16 protein-coding genes are annotated in these 14,781 nt (G+C 62.3%); 5 read left to right on the forward strand and 11 right to left on the reverse strand.

All coding sequences use genetic code 11. From position 1 onward, the window contains the following. Window positions 1-995, forward strand: a 995-nt coding sequence (locus ACH0CP_RS17700; RefSeq protein ID WP_279333708.1) for an IS1380 family transposase, incomplete at its 5' end; no start/stop codon positions are given. Between the two features lie 177 nt (window positions 996-1,172). Here ACH0CP_RS17700 and ACH0CP_RS17705 read toward each other — a convergent pair. Beyond that, window positions 1,173-2,282 (reverse strand): acyltransferase, encoded by a 1,110-nt coding sequence (locus ACH0CP_RS17705; RefSeq protein ID WP_198010941.1) that lies wholly within the window; start codon window positions 2,280-2,282, stop codon window positions 1,173-1,175. A gap of 43 nt (window positions 2,283-2,325) precedes the next feature. Here ACH0CP_RS17705 and ACH0CP_RS17710 point away from each other — a divergent pair, with 43 nt between their 5' ends. After that, window positions 2,326-2,967, forward strand: a complete 642-nt coding sequence (locus ACH0CP_RS17710; protein WP_198010940.1) for a flagellar hook-basal body complex protein FliE — start codon at window positions 2,326-2,328, stop codon at window positions 2,965-2,967. Window positions 2,968-3,000: 33 nt separating this feature from the next. Here ACH0CP_RS17710 and ACH0CP_RS17715 read toward each other — a convergent pair whose 3' ends face one another. From ACH0CP_RS17715 to ACH0CP_RS17725, 3 genes are all read right to left on the reverse strand, one after another. Next, the gene (locus tag ACH0CP_RS17715) at window positions 3,001-3,645 is read right to left on the reverse strand and encodes a DsbA family protein (protein ID WP_066760183.1); all 645 of its coding nucleotides are present in this window, start codon (window positions 3,643-3,645) and stop codon (window positions 3,001-3,003) included. Between the two features lie 296 nt (window positions 3,646-3,941). Then, window positions 3,942-5,285, reverse strand: a complete 1,344-nt coding sequence (locus tag ACH0CP_RS17720; protein WP_016510730.1) for an IS1182 family transposase — start codon at window positions 5,283-5,285, stop codon at window positions 3,942-3,944. A 1,604-nt stretch (window positions 5,286-6,889) separates the two neighbouring features. After that, window positions 6,890-8,245 (reverse strand): hypothetical protein, encoded by a 1,356-nt coding sequence (locus ACH0CP_RS17725; RefSeq protein WP_035386735.1) that lies wholly within the window; start codon window positions 8,243-8,245, stop codon window positions 6,890-6,892. A 557-nt stretch (window positions 8,246-8,802) separates the two neighbouring features. Between ACH0CP_RS17725 and ACH0CP_RS17730 the strand changes: the two genes are divergently transcribed. Then, window positions 8,803-9,102: a PadR family transcriptional regulator gene (locus ACH0CP_RS17730; protein WP_197419178.1), complete on the forward strand. Its 300-nt coding sequence runs from the start codon at window positions 8,803-8,805 to the stop codon at window positions 9,100-9,102. After that, the gene (locus ACH0CP_RS17735; protein ID WP_406890190.1) at window positions 9,099-9,371 is read left to right on the forward strand and encodes a hypothetical protein; all 273 of its coding nucleotides are present in this window, start codon (window positions 9,099-9,101) and stop codon (window positions 9,369-9,371) included. The genes ACH0CP_RS17730 and ACH0CP_RS17735 overlap by 4 nt, the downstream gene beginning before the upstream one ends. A 170-nt stretch (window positions 9,372-9,541) precedes the next feature. Here ACH0CP_RS17735 and ACH0CP_RS17740 read toward each other — a convergent pair whose 3' ends face one another. The 3 genes from ACH0CP_RS17740 to ACH0CP_RS17750 form a co-directional block, all read right to left on the reverse strand. After that, window positions 9,542-9,787 carry a hypothetical protein gene (locus ACH0CP_RS17740; protein WP_007406343.1) on the reverse strand — a complete coding sequence of 82 codons (246 nt, stop codon included), beginning with the start codon at window positions 9,785-9,787 and terminating at the stop codon, window positions 9,542-9,544. A 462-nt stretch (window positions 9,788-10,249) separates the two neighbouring features. Then, entirely contained in the window at window positions 10,250-11,509 is a 1,260-nt protein-coding gene (locus ACH0CP_RS17745; protein ID WP_069321268.1) for a Y-family DNA polymerase, read from the reverse strand. 5 nt (window positions 11,510-11,514) lie between these two features. Further along, window positions 11,515-11,928, reverse strand: a complete 414-nt coding sequence (locus tag ACH0CP_RS17750) for a LexA family transcriptional regulator (RefSeq protein WP_007406310.1) — start codon at window positions 11,926-11,928, stop codon at window positions 11,515-11,517. Between the two features lie 116 nt (window positions 11,929-12,044). On the opposite strand from ACH0CP_RS17750, the gene ACH0CP_RS17755 reads away from it, so the two are divergent. Then, a complete protein-coding gene (locus tag ACH0CP_RS17755; RefSeq protein WP_007406364.1) occupies window positions 12,045-12,494 on the forward strand; it encodes a hypothetical protein in 450 nt (149 codons plus the stop codon). Window positions 12,495-12,629: 135 nt separating this feature from the next. Here ACH0CP_RS17755 and ACH0CP_RS17760 read toward each other — a convergent pair whose 3' ends face one another. The 4 genes from ACH0CP_RS17760 to ACH0CP_RS17775 all read right to left on the reverse strand — a co-directional run bounded on the left by ACH0CP_RS17760 (window position 12,630) and on the right by ACH0CP_RS17775 (window position 14,649). After that, the gene (locus ACH0CP_RS17760; protein WP_037447200.1) at window positions 12,630-13,265 is read right to left on the reverse strand and encodes a hypothetical protein; all 636 of its coding nucleotides are present in this window, start codon (window positions 13,263-13,265) and stop codon (window positions 12,630-12,632) included. A gap of 1 nt (window position 13,266) precedes the next feature. Then, on the reverse strand, window positions 13,267-13,437 hold the full coding sequence (locus ACH0CP_RS17765) for a hypothetical protein (protein ID WP_231902866.1): 171 nt from the start codon (window positions 13,435-13,437) through the stop codon (window positions 13,267-13,269). 72 nt (window positions 13,438-13,509) lie between these two features. Beyond that, window positions 13,510-14,373, reverse strand: a complete 864-nt coding sequence (locus tag ACH0CP_RS17770) for a serine protease (RefSeq protein WP_234703087.1) — start codon at window positions 14,371-14,373, stop codon at window positions 13,510-13,512. A 6-nt stretch (window positions 14,374-14,379) separates the two neighbouring features. Beyond that, the gene (locus ACH0CP_RS17775; protein WP_037447197.1) at window positions 14,380-14,649 is read right to left on the reverse strand and encodes an HU family DNA-binding protein; all 270 of its coding nucleotides are present in this window, start codon (window positions 14,647-14,649) and stop codon (window positions 14,380-14,382) included. Window positions 14,650-14,781 lie beyond the last annotated feature (132 nt).

A 14,781-nucleotide genomic window follows, 5' to 3' on the forward strand; every position in this document is an offset into this window, starting at 1 on the left:
GGTGGGAAAATGCGCCGACCACACGCGAGTTGGCCAGGATGATGTCCGCGATGATCGACATCTACTGCGCCAGTTACCCTGCCGCGCCGGCGGCGGTGACGCTGGATATCGATGACACCTGTGATGTTGTTCATGGCTATCAGCAGCTCTCCTTCTGGAACGGGCATCATGGCGAGCGCTGCTTCCTGCCGATCCATGTCTACGACACTGCCACCGGCCGACCGGTGGCGATGCTACTGCGCACCGGCAAGACACCGTCGGGCGCCGAAGCTGCCGGCCACATCCGGCGCCTGGTGCGCCATCTGCGCCGGCACTGGCCCGAAACGCACATCACCATCCGCGGCGACGGGCACTATGGCCGACCCGAGGTCATGGCCTTTTGCGAGCCGGCCGGCGTCGATTACGTGTTCGGCCTGCCAACCAACGCCGCGCTGCGTGCTGATCCCGAAATCGTCGCTGCCGCTGATGCCTGCGCGGTTAAGCGGGCTCAGCGCCAATACCCGGTCCTGCGCAACTATGCCGAGACCCGCTACGGCGCGAAGAGCTGGAAGTGCCAGCGCCGCGTCGTCGCCCGGATCGAGGCCAGCACGCTGGGCATGGATATCCGCTATGTCGTCACCTCGCTGGCCGAAGGCTCGGCTGAGCAAATCTACGACACCCTCTACTGCGCTCGCGGCAACGCCGAGAACCTGATCAAGCGCCACAAGACCCAGCTCGCCAGCGATCGTACCTCGTGCCGATCTGCCAACGCCAACCAGATGCGCATCATCCTGCACACCGCCGCCTACTGGCTCGTGTGGCGCATCCAGCAGGAAATCCCGAAGGCTGCCCCGCTCGCCGTTGCCGAGTTCGCAACGCTGCGCCTGCGATTGCTCAAGGTCGCCGCCCGCGTCATCGAAACCGCTACGCGCATCCGCGTCGCCTTCGCGTCAGCCTGCCCCGATGCCAGCCTGTTCAGAGCCATTGCCACCGGCCTCCGGCCGGCACCCACATAACTAGCCCGGCAGTGCCGCCGAAAGCCCAAGCCCTCGTCCTTCAACCTCGAAAAGCCCATTGATCCTGACGCGGTGAAAAAACGCCGCCGGAGGCGCTTGCCCTGATCACCCGGCGACCGACAAATCATGCTCGGACGAACCCAGAGCGGTGGCCTCATGAATAGTGGGGTTAAGCCTCTACCCAGGTTGGAGATGCCGCAGTACCGCAGCGTTCAACCGGCGCCTCAGCGGGATATCGATGCGCGTGGCCATGAACCAGGACGCGGTGCAGAGTGCAGCCAGCAGGAGAATCCCGGACCAGGGAGCGGGTAATTGCGGCAGACCTGGTAGAAGTTTGGGCAGGCCCATTACCCCAATCGTGAAGACGGGGATTTGCAAGACATAGATGGGATAAGAAATTTCCCCGAGGAAAGCGCACATTCCTCGGCTTGGTACAGGGTTGCGTCCAATCGAAGCGGCTACAATCAGTGGAAAGACGAGCAGCACGCAGGCCGCATCGAATAACCCCCGCAAAACAGGTGATATGGGTGAACCAAGGGCACCGACCGTGATTGCGATGATGATGATTTGGGGTAATTTCACGGAAAATAGCGGTGCTAGTTTTCCTGTCTCCCGCGCGCGATGAATCAAAACTCCGACAAAGAATGAAAAGGTGACCCTGATTGCGGCAAGATGAGCATCAGGCCAATATGCTCCTCCATTGAGATTGCCGCGAACGAGCGCCAATGCCAAAAGCATCAAACCCGATATACCAACGATCACTCCCAGTCGTTTGTGAGTTAGAACCCCAAAACCAAAGCCGTAAGCAGCGTTCGCGAACAGCTCGAATGAAAGAGTCCAAGCTACGAAGTTGGCAGGAAACAGCGGTTGGTAGGGGATGCCCACAGGCGGCGATGGCAACATCACGAAGTTGAAGACGCTGGACAGTATTATCTCTGCTGCGAGATGATCGTTTCGATAATAGTATGCTAATTCAACGGTGCCCAGCGCCAGGGCCAGGATATAGAATGGGTAAAGGCGTATCAGCCGAGTGACGATGAACGCTCTGCCACCCATTCCGTCTTGAAGCCTTACATCGTAAGCGCGGGCGAGCACGAAGCCGCTCATGACAAAAAACAGGTCAACGGCAAGGTATGCTCCGCTCGCTACGAAAGGCGCAAAGGCTTGCGGATAATGCAAGGTGATGACGCTCATAGCGGCGAGACCGCGTAGAACGTTGAGGATATGAAAGGACCGTGATCGCTCTTCCGCCGTTCGTTCGGCGCGATGCGTTGCAACACAGGCCATCTCGTGATCCCCAACCGCGGGCCGACCCCAAGGTTGTCTGAACATGACAGGCCGCATCTTATTTTACGCGACGGCGAAGCTTACCCCTCAGGGTTCTTCGGCGGTGCACGTTCCAGAGGCGCACACGAGCAGACCGGCAAGCCTCTTCGCCCCGAGCAACGCGGCTGCGCCGGTCCCCTTAAAACATCGGCAATCTGTCCTAAGGTTTTTTAACCATCTCGTAACGCTTCCCAGCTACCGTTTCGCTTGGGAGATTGTTGTGAGCAATATTTCGGTCAGTGATGTCATGGCCTTGCGAAGTGCGGTTCTCGACCGGAATTCCGCCCTCCGAAATGTCGTCAACAGCAGTGCGGCGTCGCCGGCAAGCGCTGGCGGGATTGCAAGGCCTACGTTTGATGCGGCCATGAGCCAAGTGCTGCAAAAAGTTGAAGGCCCTGGCTCAGTTGGCTCGGCTACTGGAGCGAATAGCAGCTTCGCATCGACAATTGTAGAACAGGTGCTAAAAGTAAACGAAACAGGTGCAAAGGCCGGGGCGTTGACGGTCGCCTATGAACGGGGCGAAACCACCGATATCGCAAAGGTTATGCTTGCCCGGCAAGCGGCTTCAATCGGGTTTGAGGCGACGCTGCAAGTGCGCAATAAGGTTCTCTCAGCGTACAAAGACATAATGAGCATGGCAATTTAACAAAAACCAGATCGGTAGGTGTGCAGTCCAATATCATTTCCTCGAACTGCGTGCGCGCGCGAACAGCCTAAGGAAATCAGCTTTGTCGATAGCGCCCACTACCAGCACCGATCCGGCAAGGTAGCCCGGTGTCCCCGCCAGCCCGAGGGTGAGAGCCTGCGCCCCATTGGCACGCAGCTGCGCCATGATCTGCTGGTCGTGTGATACTAGGTAAGCACTCATACGCTTCCAATTACCGCCTGCTTTTTCGACGATATCTTGCAAAACGCTGTCGCTGATGGTTCTGCTGTCGATCATGAGCTGCTTGTGAACCGCCGGGTAAATACCCTGCTCGGCACTTGCGAGCGCAACTTGCGCAGCGCGCTCCGAGGGCGGTCCGAAAATTGGCCAGTCCTTGTAGATGACGCGGACATCTCCGTCGCTCAGGATCGCTTCCTCCATGGCCGGGAATGCACGCCTGCACGCAGGGCATCGATAGTCGGTAAAGGCCGCCAAACGGAGCGACGCTGTAGGCGGGCCACTCGCAGGAGATCTTCGGTCGTCGAAGATAGCCGCCAGTGCCTCGGGATTAGCGACATCCCGGCCGATCGGTGCAGTTCGTTTCAGGACTGAGCTGACGGCCCATCCACCGGCAATCAGGGTCCCGAGTTGCAGCATCTGTCGTCGATCTAAGGCCATGGTCAATCTTTATGCCCTTCAACCTCAACCGCTAACGAATACGGGAACCTGGACCGACTGGAATGGTTAACGGCTTCTGAACGGATCGATAGATGTAGCGGCTCGCAATGATGATCGCCTGGAACTGCAATAAAGGGGTCGGTACATAGAACGGACCCAGATATACGCTCGGTTTTTGAGAGCATGCCTGGCTTGAGGCTTAGCTCTCGTTAGCGCTCGAGACCGTTGAAAAAGGCTTGCGCGAAATCGGCGTGGCGGATGGCTGGTGACGCCGGCCACCGGGGATACGCCGCGTATCAGGCCGCCGCGGCCTGCCGGGCGAGCAACTGAAGGTTGTATGCCGCGGCAGCCATGGTGAACTCCTCGGCGGCTCCTGACAGGCCCCGCAGCTTGAGCGTTCGTAGCCCCAGGTTGCGTTTCAGATGGCCGAACACGCGCTCGATCCGCTGTCTTCGACGCCGTGCGTGCACATAGGCCTTGGTGCCGGCAAGGGCGCGCACGGTATCGCGGGCTTCCTCGCTGACGAGCCGGGTGACACCCCGCTTCGGACCGATGGTGCATTGCGGCTTCAGCTCGCAGGCGGCGCAATCGGCCGGCCGGCTTCGGTAGACGCGCACCTGCTTGGTCCGGTTGGTGCCGCAATAGCCGAGCAGCTTGTCCGCCGGACAGCGGTAGGCATCCGCTTCCCGGTCGTAGCGGAAGGCATCCCGGGTGAAGAAGGCGTCCCGCTGGCGGGTCCGGTCGATGACCGGGATGTATGGCGTGATGTTCCGGTCGATCAGCCAGCGGAGCAGCGGACCGCTACCATACGCCTTGTCGGCCGAGAGACTGGCGGGTTCGATGCCCAGCCTGATGCCGGCGCGTGACACCAGCGTCCGGGTCGCCGCCACCTCGGCTGCGAAGCGGGCGGGCGTGGCCTCCACGTCGAGGATGCAGTCGGTGTCGAGGTCAAGCAGGGGGTTGATGGCGTATGCGTATCGCGCCGGTCCGTGCTTGCAGGTGAGCGCCGCCTGCGGGTCGGTCGGCGATATGCTGGTCGGATCGACGGGCGCCGGTTCGTCGGGGCCCGGCGGCAACGCGGCATCGAGCGCCGCCAGGTATTCGGCGACGGGTCGCGATATGCTTTCCCTGCCACGAAGCTCGTCTGCGGCGTCGGCCCCCTTCAGCTTCTTCTCGCGGCTGGCGTCGGCCATGATCGTGCTGCCGTCCACCGCCACGTCGCGCCCCGCCACTAGCCCGGCCACGGCGCATCGTGCGACCACCTGCTCGAACAGCAGGCGATGCAGGTCGCAGGTGCGGAAGCGGCCGTGCCGGTTCTTGGAGAAGGTGGAGTGGTCGGGCACCCGGTCGGCCAGATCAAGCCGGCAGAACCAACGATAGGCGAGGTTGAGGTGCACCTCCTCGCACAAACGCCGTTCCGAGCGGATGCCGAACAGATAGCCAACCAGCAGCATCCTGAGCATCAGCTCCGGGTCGATCGAGGGTCGCCCACTCGCGCTGTAGCTCGACGCCAGTGCCTCGCGCACGAAGCCGAAGTCCAACACGCCGTCGATGCGTCGGAGCAGGTGGTCAACCGGCACATGCTCATCAAGCCGGAAGCCGTAGAACAGCGCGCCCTGTGCCACCTGCCGTCCCATCATGTCCGTGATCCCTTGCCGTCTGCCAAGAGTGAATCACGCCTCCATCGCCGTCGCAAGCACGCGTTTTTCAACAGTCTCGCTCGGATATGACATCGGTCATCGCGGCAACCAGTTCGCCCGTCGCTCCTCCAGCTTCCCACGCATAGACAGACAGTACTAGTGGTGCTTCTGCAGCGAAGATGGGGCTGGTGCGAACGGCATGTGCCCCCGTCGTGCTGATCGGCAGAACTGATACTCCTAACCCGGCCTCAATCGCTGACAAGGCTACATTTACGCCGCGATGGCATTTTCTGCTGCGGTCGAAGCGCTCAACATTGTTTCGAGGCGACGGGCAGAGAGAAGCGCGGCCTTAACGGACCGGAGCGTTTAGCGTTTCAAGGGTCAACGGCGCTGAAAACCTTGCTGACCCCCATCGCCGGCACCGTGTGTCGGCAGGCAGGGCGTATCGCGATGCTAGATGAATATGTAGGTCTGCTCAACGTAAGACAGCGCATCCCGAAAAAGCGGTCCGGCCCCTAATAACCTTAGACGGTATCCGGGTCCCCCCAAGCAGAGGAATTGCGTCATTTTCCGTCCGTTTCCCGGAATATGGTATGAAGCCACTTTAACAGGAGCGTCGCTGACAAGATGGCAATCCAAGGAACTAAAGGGTCCGTTTGTTCGGATGAGCCTACCTGAGCGAACCCAATTGCGACGATCAGTGTAGCCATCGTAACGGCTGTTAACAATATTTTGCCAGCTCTCGCTTCTGCTCGCCAGAGTAAATCTACAAGCAGAGCTATGGTTAGGGAAAGCAAAATACTAATAAAGCTAATAATCAGGAGCTCCAATTCTGCTTAGTAGAAAAAGCTGAATATATTTGTAATAATAAAAACTTACTGGGGTCGGTTCCGGCTGAGGGCGAAATGACACCCTAAGTGGACTGACTGGGTTGGGGGTAGGCGGCATTCGCGACGCCAGCGAAACTGGCTATGCAGCCCGGACAGGCCGTGTGATGTATGAGCATGATCCGATCTGCCTGCATCGCCGCTGCGCTCGTCCTCGGCCAAGCCGCGCCCTTGGCGGCACAGGACGCTCCGCGGGCATACGATTTCCAGGAACGGACTCGCGCACTTGCATTCGACCCGGTCCGCTTCTTTCCCGAACGGTCCGAACCGGCAATGGCGGTCCGCTACCTGGGAGACGATTACGGCTTTCCGGTTTACGCGATCGCAGTCCGTAGGGGCTGCACCGATGCCGACCTAGGCGAGGCACGCCGGACATGCGGAGATCGCCTGATAGCCCGGATGGTCCGTTCACCCTACGTAGGCAAACCGCCAAGGGCGCGAGTCCGCGGGCAGCGACTATTTGCCATGATCGCAAAGTCACCGCCGCAAAGCGATGATGCCCTGCTCCGTTTGCTCGATAAGGCGGGACTGGAGTGGCTAGAGGCCGACATTCGCAAATGTCCCACTGCAATGGCGCACCTCGCGACTGGACAAGACCTCAGGTTCTCGTCCGTGTTAAATCAGACCCGCCAGATGGCCCCTGTGCATTATTTGGACACAGACTCACGGTAGGCCGACACCGGCTGGTGCCTGCCAGTTTTTGCGGGGATCGAAGCGCTATTTGCGCAGCTTCTCGATACCGAGTTCTCGCCACATCCAGGTGAAATCGTAAGTGGCCATCGGATCATTCGGATCCGGCTGACTGCCGCTGCGGTTCTCCAGATGCTTCAGCCATGCCGAAAGACGTTGGCGGCCCGCTGCGGTCCGGGCTGCAGCGCGCGGCGTGATGTCGCCTAGCATGCCGACGGGCTCGTCCAGCGTAGCGCGATACTGACGATCGAGCATGGCATGGACGAGTGGGGTTGCCACCTCAGGCGCGATGGCTGGTGCCGGCTCAGGCCGGTTTTCACGATGTGCGGTCATGGCCTGTTCGACAGTCTCGATCGTGCTAAGCGGCGTGCCGACCAAGTCGCCCAATGTGTCTGCCAGGAGGGCCGTGCCGCGTGCCGCACGCTCGGCGGAGGTAACGGCCAGGATCAGCGCGCGCCCTTTCAGCTCGATATTGCCCAGCACCGGCGTGCCGTCCATCATCGTCACACCCCAGGCCATGTGGCCTGTGCCCTTCCGGGTCGATGTCGTTTTTTCGCCAAGCCAGTTCCAGACATGCGAAGTTTCGCGCTGCATGGCTGGCAAAAGATCGAGCTGGTCGCCGATCAGCGCATGGGTTGCGCCCCGCGCAAAGGGGAACCGGACGCGGTGGAACACCACTTCCTCACCATCGCCGTTGTGCAGCGTCGGTACGGTCATCGCACCCATTGCCCGGGGCACGACGTCGAACAGCCATGCCGTACTGAGGAGTGAAGGAAGCGCGCGCAGCTTGGCGTCGGTGAGCGCCAGCTGGCTGCACGGACTGCGCTTTCCCTCCACGCGCCGAAGATCGGCCATGAGAGCGTCGGTTGCCTCCATCGTGAACGATAGCACCCCACCCGATAGGAGATGCTTTCCGCCCACAATGACGACCCGCGTACCGATCCTGTCCCATTGTTTGAGCGTCTGCGAGGCGCTGCGTTCGGTGACGCGGACCGCGTCACCGCCCCGGATGAGATCACGAACAAGAAATCCGCTGCCAGCCTCGACGTCGCTGACCTCGTAGAGGCTCATGACCGAAGATTGCAGCGCACGCATATAGAGCTTGGCGGGGCCGGCCTCATTCCAGCCGCGACGTCGGATATAATCGTCGACGAGGTTCAGCGCGCCGGGTTCGACGGTCCGCGTCAGGAGATCTTCGAACGCGCATCCCCACAGTACGCCGGCCCAATGGTCGCTGACGATCTCGACAAGGTCTTCGAACTCGAACTCGAATTCCTCCATCGCCGGTCCAAGATGATCGTCCAGGGCATCGCGCAAATGGTCGGCCCAGGCGGGCGATGTGGCGAACTTCATGATGCCGGACAGGTCATGGCCGCGCTTCATACTCACTCTCCTTGCTGCTGGCGGTGCGCGGCCACGATGCGCGAAACGGTAGGGGCTGTTGAAAAATGCGCCGCTGGTGGCCGGGTCCGGTTGGGGGCGGAATGACACCCCAACGCATAGCGATCCCGTCTCGCATGGGATCTAATAACGGGACGGCCTCAACCGTCCCAAATGGCGAATTGTGGGGACATCGCTGTCGGGCAGCTATCGGACCCCTCGGTGCAGATAGCTTCCGTAGGCGGACCTTTCCTGCACATTGTATCTCGAACGGGGTTGATGAACGTTGCCCGCGCTAATGGCGGCTCCGGGCGACCCGAATGCCAATGTTCGGAAAACGGCCGGGACTGTTGAACAAGGCCTGACGCCTGCCCTGAGCGTCTCAGCTGGGATGTGCACGCTTCGTCGACGGTCAAACTGCGGCGACGCGGATTCTCGACACGAGGAGCCAAAAGTTACTTGCATTGCAAGGTAATGTTCCGCATAACCCTTGCATGACAAGGCAATCCGATGATTCGGCCGACGCTATAGCCCGTTGGGAGGTTCAGCTGCGGAAGGGCGTGCTGGAGTTCGTCATTCTGCTGTCGCTCGCCGAGCGTGAGCAATATGGCTTCGAGCTGATTTCCGGCATCGCCAGGCGCGCCACGCTGGATGTGCCCGAAGGCACCCTTTATCCACTCATGCTGCGACTGGCGAAGGATGGCCTGATCGCCGCCCGCCTAGGCGATGGTGATGGCGGTGCGCCGCGGAAATATTACACCTTGACCCCGCAGGGGCGAGCGACGCTCGATGCGATGCGTCCATCCTGGGTCAAGCTCAGCACTTCGGTTCAGCATATGATCGATGGAGTTCCCGCATGACGCCCGCCTTCGTCGATCCAGCAGCCGAACGTCTGTGGCGCGCGTATTTCGCCGACGTCGACCGGATCATAGCGCGCTCCGGACCCGGCGCAGAGGATTTACGCGAAGACCTGCGTGATCATCTGGCTGAAAGTTACAGCAGCGAAGGAAACGGAGCCGAGGTCGATCGCCTGCAAGCCGCCATCAATCGGCTGGGCCGGCCTGCCGATTATCTTCACCCGTTGCTCGCAGACGAACTGCTGATGCACGGCAGCCGCACCTACCTGTAGGTGCTTGCAATCGTAGCGGCGTTTGCTTGCAAACAGAGCCTTTTTTTGCTCGGATTATCTGACAACCGGCTCGGCGATCTGCTCGCGCTATCTGCCAATGTGCTCGCCATCATCCTGCGCTGCTCGCAATCATAAAGGTCTGCTCACATTATCTGCCAGCGGGAGTGGCGTCAGCGTGGCACCCGGATGGAGCCGTCCGCGATCCCTTCGGCGATATTTGAGAGCATGACGGCGTAGCGGTGCAGGCCGGGGAAGCGACCGGCGTTTCTCTCGATCTCTTCGCCGTATCCGGCATCGAGCAGCGCCTTGAAGTCCGGCATCACGTCGAACATGCCGCCGAGCAGATCGATATCGGAAGCACCGATCAGCAGCAGGGCATTCGCATGGGCGTCGAGGCGTTTCATCGTCTCCAGCATTTCGGTTTTGGTCATCGCACCCTTTCCGCTTGCGTGGTGTCATCGCCTATTATGCGCTGGCCCTGTTCGCGAAAACCTTCCTTTCTGACGACCTCGCGGGCGGGCCATGACGACAACGCATTTCTGCGGCCCGCCGCTTGTCAGAACTGTTCTGGAAACCTGCTTCGCAAAAGCGCTTGCCGGCTACGGGTTTGGAGAGCCCATTGGCACGGAGCGTGAGCACAACGCCCCGTTTGCAAGCAGCGCCGGATGATGGCGAGCACACTGGCAGATAATTCGAGCAGGACGCTCCCCGCCAGTGGCAGAAAGCGTGAGCAGGAAATCAGGCTGTTTGCGAGCACACGCCGCTATGATTGCAAGCGCCTACAGCTATTCCGCACGGTTGCGCCAGTACGGCGCGAAGGATGGGCGAGTGATGAAGCTGGCAGCGGCCTGCCGGCAGGCAGGCTATCGCTATTGATCTCACCGCGCGATCGGCACCTGATCGATCCGCGTGGTCCAGGACGGGCTCTTGAAAGCACGCTTGGTGTCGTAGCTCTTCTGGCCAAAGCCCTCGGAGGCAAGCCGCATCGTGTTGCGGCCGAACCGCCCGTTGAGCCCGTCGATCGCGGCGAGCAGGGCAGGGGATCGCGGATCGGGCACCGCGAACAGGTCGGCCTGGTGCGCGGTCATCGGCTCCAGCCCCTCGAGCATGACGCCGCACTTGGTGTAGACGCCGCCAGTTTCGTACATGACATCCGCCATGCGGCCCGCCATACCGCCGATCACGCGCGGATCATTGGTCGCCGGCGACAGCCGCGCTATGCGCGAGGCGGACGGCGCGTTGGGCTTGAACCGGCTTCCGTGGGCAAAGGCGATCAGGCGGGTGGCAGCGAGATCCTGCGCGCGGATCTTCTCGGCCGCGCGGACCGCGCGGCGCACCATCGCCTCGCGCAGCGCCGCGACCTCGCGCACCGGCTCACCGAAGCAGCGGGTCACCGCGGTCGCCTTGGACGGGGGCGGCTCCGGCTCGAAATCGGTGCATTCGACGCCGTTCAGCTCGCGCACGAGCCGCTCCAGCATCACCGTCCCCACGTCGCGCGCGACCTCCGGGGGGAGGGCGGCAAGATCGGCCGTCGTCCTGACGCCGAGCGGTCGCAGCCGCTCGGTCATCGCTCGCGCGATGCCCCAGACCTCCTCGACCGGCCATTGCGCGAACAGGCGCCGCCGCAGCTCGATGTCGTGCAGGTCGACCACGCCCTTCCAGACCTTCTCCGACGCCTTGGCGAGGGCGTTGGCAACCTTGCTCAGCGTCCGGGTCGGGCCAAGCCCGATGCGGATCGGCAGGCCCGTCGCACGCTTGACGGCCGCGATCACGCGGTGCGCGGCCGCCACGTCGCCCAGGCCGTTCGGGAGCACCGGCAGGCGAAAGAACGATTCGTCGATCGAGTACACCTCGACCGTGCAACTGTGCTCGGCGAGGACCTGATTGAAGCGACGATTCATGTCGGCATACAATTCGTAGGAACTGCTGCGGTATTGGATGCCATGCTCGCGGACGATATCACGAATCTTGAACATCGGCGCACCCATCTTGATGTGCAGCGCCTTGGCCTCCTCGGAGCGCGCGATGGCGCAGCCGTCCCCGTTACTCAGCACGATGAGCGGTTTATCGCGCAGCGACGGGTCGAATACCCTCTCCGACGAGCAATAGAAGTTGGAGACGTCAGCGATCGCCCACATGGCGGTCAGCCCTGCAGGTTGCGCACGGAGGCGCGGACGACGCCCCACACTTCGACACTCTCATCCGCGATCACCGCGTCGTAGCGCATCCGCGCGTTGCGGGCCTCGAGGACCGGCTTGCCGTCGCGCCAGACCAACTGGCGGATCACGAAGCCCCCGTCGACCACGGCGATGACGATGCGGCCGCTAACCGGCGTGGCGTCGCGATCGACCACCACCACGTCGTCATCATAGATTCCAGCGTCGATCATGGACTGTCCGCTGACCCGGAACACGAAGCTGGCGGCGCGGTCGAGGCGCAGCAGCGCCACGAGATCGATCGCGGTTTCCTCCCAGTCCTGGGCAGGCGAGGGGAAGCCAGCGCCGGCCGCGCTCACCACCCTCAGGCGAAACGCTGGCGGCAGATCGGCGATCGGCATCGGTTGGGACAGGGGAATCACACACGCGGACATGCGCGCATGATATGCTGGATAAGAACATGAAGGGAACGAGATTTTCCTTTTGTTCTCATTTCGCATGACTCATAGAGTCATGGATGCCGATCCGCCCCGAAAACCGCTGGCTGTACCCGATCGACTGGCCGCTGCTGTCGGACCAGATCCGGTTCGTGCGGGCAGGAGGGCGCTGCGAACGCTGCCGGCGACCGCATCTTCGGCACGTCGCGCATCTGGGCGATGGGCGCTGGTGGGATAGCGAAGCGCGATGCTGGCGATCGGGAGAGGGGCGACGGGTGAAGGTCGGCGACCTCTTCGCGCTCGACGTCGTGCGGATCACCTATGTCGTGCTGGCCTGCGCGCATCTGGATCATGATCCTGGCAATAGCGCGCCGCGCAATCTCGCCGCGCTATGCCAGCGATGTCACATGCTCCACGATGCCGAGGAGCATCGCTGGCAACGCTGGTGGAATGCGTTTCGGCTGCGCGCGCTGCAGGATCTTTACGAAGATCCGCGACACGCTCGCGCGCGAGAACGACGGCGCGGCTAACTCGCGACTGACTGGCAAGCCTTAGCTGCGAAAAAGCCACGTCAGTCTCTGCAAGAACGATGCCGGAAATCTGCTAAGCCATTGATTTAACATAAGATATATTATCGTTCTGATAGCGTAACGAGCTAGATGATCCTATGCGCCGCCGACCGCGGCCGGCGCTTCCAACAGCCACCTCGCCAAAAGCCGCTCGAAGTCGACATATGGGATGCGGTCGGGATCGAACTCGAGCGCCGCCGCAAGGTCCGGCAAATCGGCTCTGAACGCCTCGTATACGCGCCGCACCCGGTCGGCGCTCGGCAGCTCGCGGCGCGACACGTTGGCGAGCCAGTCGCGCGTTTCCTGCAGCGCTCGCATCGGAGCGCCGCCGTGCTCGTGAATGTCCATGCCGGCGAGATCGGAGATGAACCGCTGATAGCGGTACTGCTCCACGTCGAGGATCAGCACGCGCTTGGCTTTCTGGTGCTTGCCGCCGTAGCGCTTCGCGCCCAGGAACAGGCCCAACTCGAGCGGCATGTTGAAGCGCGGCAGGTTGTGGACGGCGTCGAGCTCGGTGCGCGATAGATCGTGCACGCCGTAGCGGCATTCCTCGATGAGGCTCAGGATCTTGTCGATCCGGGTCTGCCCGCCATCGTCCAGCTCGCGCGCGGAGCGCGGCCGGAAGCCGCAGACGATGATCGCGAAAATGAGCGCGCGGAACGTGGGCGCGAACGCGTCGTCGAAGGGGCAGTTGATGAAGACGTCGTCGGCCGACGTCGCAGGCGCCGCCAATCTACTTCTTCTTGGCGAGCACGCTTTTCACCGCGGCGGTGATCTGCTTGTCCGACACGGTGCCCTTCTTGGTCGCGACCGGGGCCATGACGAAGCGGCCGGTCGCGGCGCTGCGACCGAGAACAGCCGGTTTCCGGTTCTTCGACGTGACGGAGTCAGGGTGCGTCGCCATGGATGTGATGTGAGCCTCCGGGGACGGAAATGCAAGGTGCGGCCCGACGGAACATCGAAGATCGGCAGCCTACTATCGCCAGCGCTCGCCGTCGCCGACGTCGAAGCTGATCGCGTCGACGAACGGCTGAAGGACTTCGCTCGGGAGGGCATAGGTGATCGGCAGGTCAACCTCGCCGATCGTCAGGCCGCTCGTCACCATGCCGAGCACCGCGCCGGTTCGAGGATCGCAGACCACACCGCCGCTGATCCCGCCGAGCGCGACCGAGCTGATCTGGAACAGCCTGGTCTCGCCGAGCTGCAGAGCCGGGACTACCGCACTGATGATGCCGTCGAAGAATGAGGGCTGCACGAGGCCCCGGTTCGTCGGATTTGAGAAGAACAGGTCGCGCCCGAGCGGGAAGCCGCCGATCAGCACGCGGTCGCCCACCCCTACCCCTGTCGAGTCTCCCCACGTCACAGGGGGCACGTCGTAAGGACATTCGGGGGTGCTCACGGCCGGGCAGATGAGCACGCCGGCGTCCACGCCGGGGCCACCATTCTCGAAGCGCGGGTCATAGTATTTGAGAGCCGCCGCGAACGGGTACGGACGCTGCGCCTCTACCCCGCCCAGCCGGCTGTTGGCCCAGATATACGCCTCGCGCTCTCGAAAGCGGAGCTGCTCGACGACGTGCCAGCAGGTGAGGAGCTTGCCGCGGCCGGCCTGGAAGGCGGTCCCCTGGATGTCCAGCACCCAGTCCTCGTGAGCGGGATCCTGAATCGGGATGTGCAACGACAGATCGCCCTGCGGCACGCCTTCCTTGTTGCCGACAGGCACGATGGACTGCGCCAGCCGGGAGATCGGCGTCACACGGCCCCGTGAGGCCCAAGGCACGCGCGCGAGCTTCTCCTTCAGGTCGCCGGAACCACCCTGCCCGCGGCGCCGTCCGCCGGACACCTGCGGCTACAGCCGGTCCTTGAGCGCCTTGGCCGGCGTGAACATCAGCTTCTTCGATGCGGCGATCGTGATCGCCTCACCGGTGGCCGGGTTGCGTCCACCGCGCTCGGGCATATCCTTCACCTTGAACTTGCCGAAGCCCGGCAGGTTGATCTCGTCGCCGGCGGCGGCCGCCTCGGCCACGGCCTCGACGACGGCGTCTACCACCTTCTTCGCCGCCGCCTCCGTCAAGCCCTGGCTCTGCGCGACCGACTTGGCCAGATCCTTAGCATTCATGCGCACCCTCCCCCTGCCCGAAATACCGACTCTGTAGCGCACAGCGGCGAGCGAGCAAGAACGCAGTCGCGGCGGACGACCCGCTTTGGCCGGCTTACCCGCTGATCGGCGCGCAGAGCTCTTTGCGTTAAT

Source organism: Sphingomonas sp. 179-I 2A4 NHS (assembly GCF_045369135.1).
Taxonomy (GTDB): Bacteria; Pseudomonadota; Alphaproteobacteria; order Sphingomonadales; family Sphingomonadaceae; genus Sphingomonas.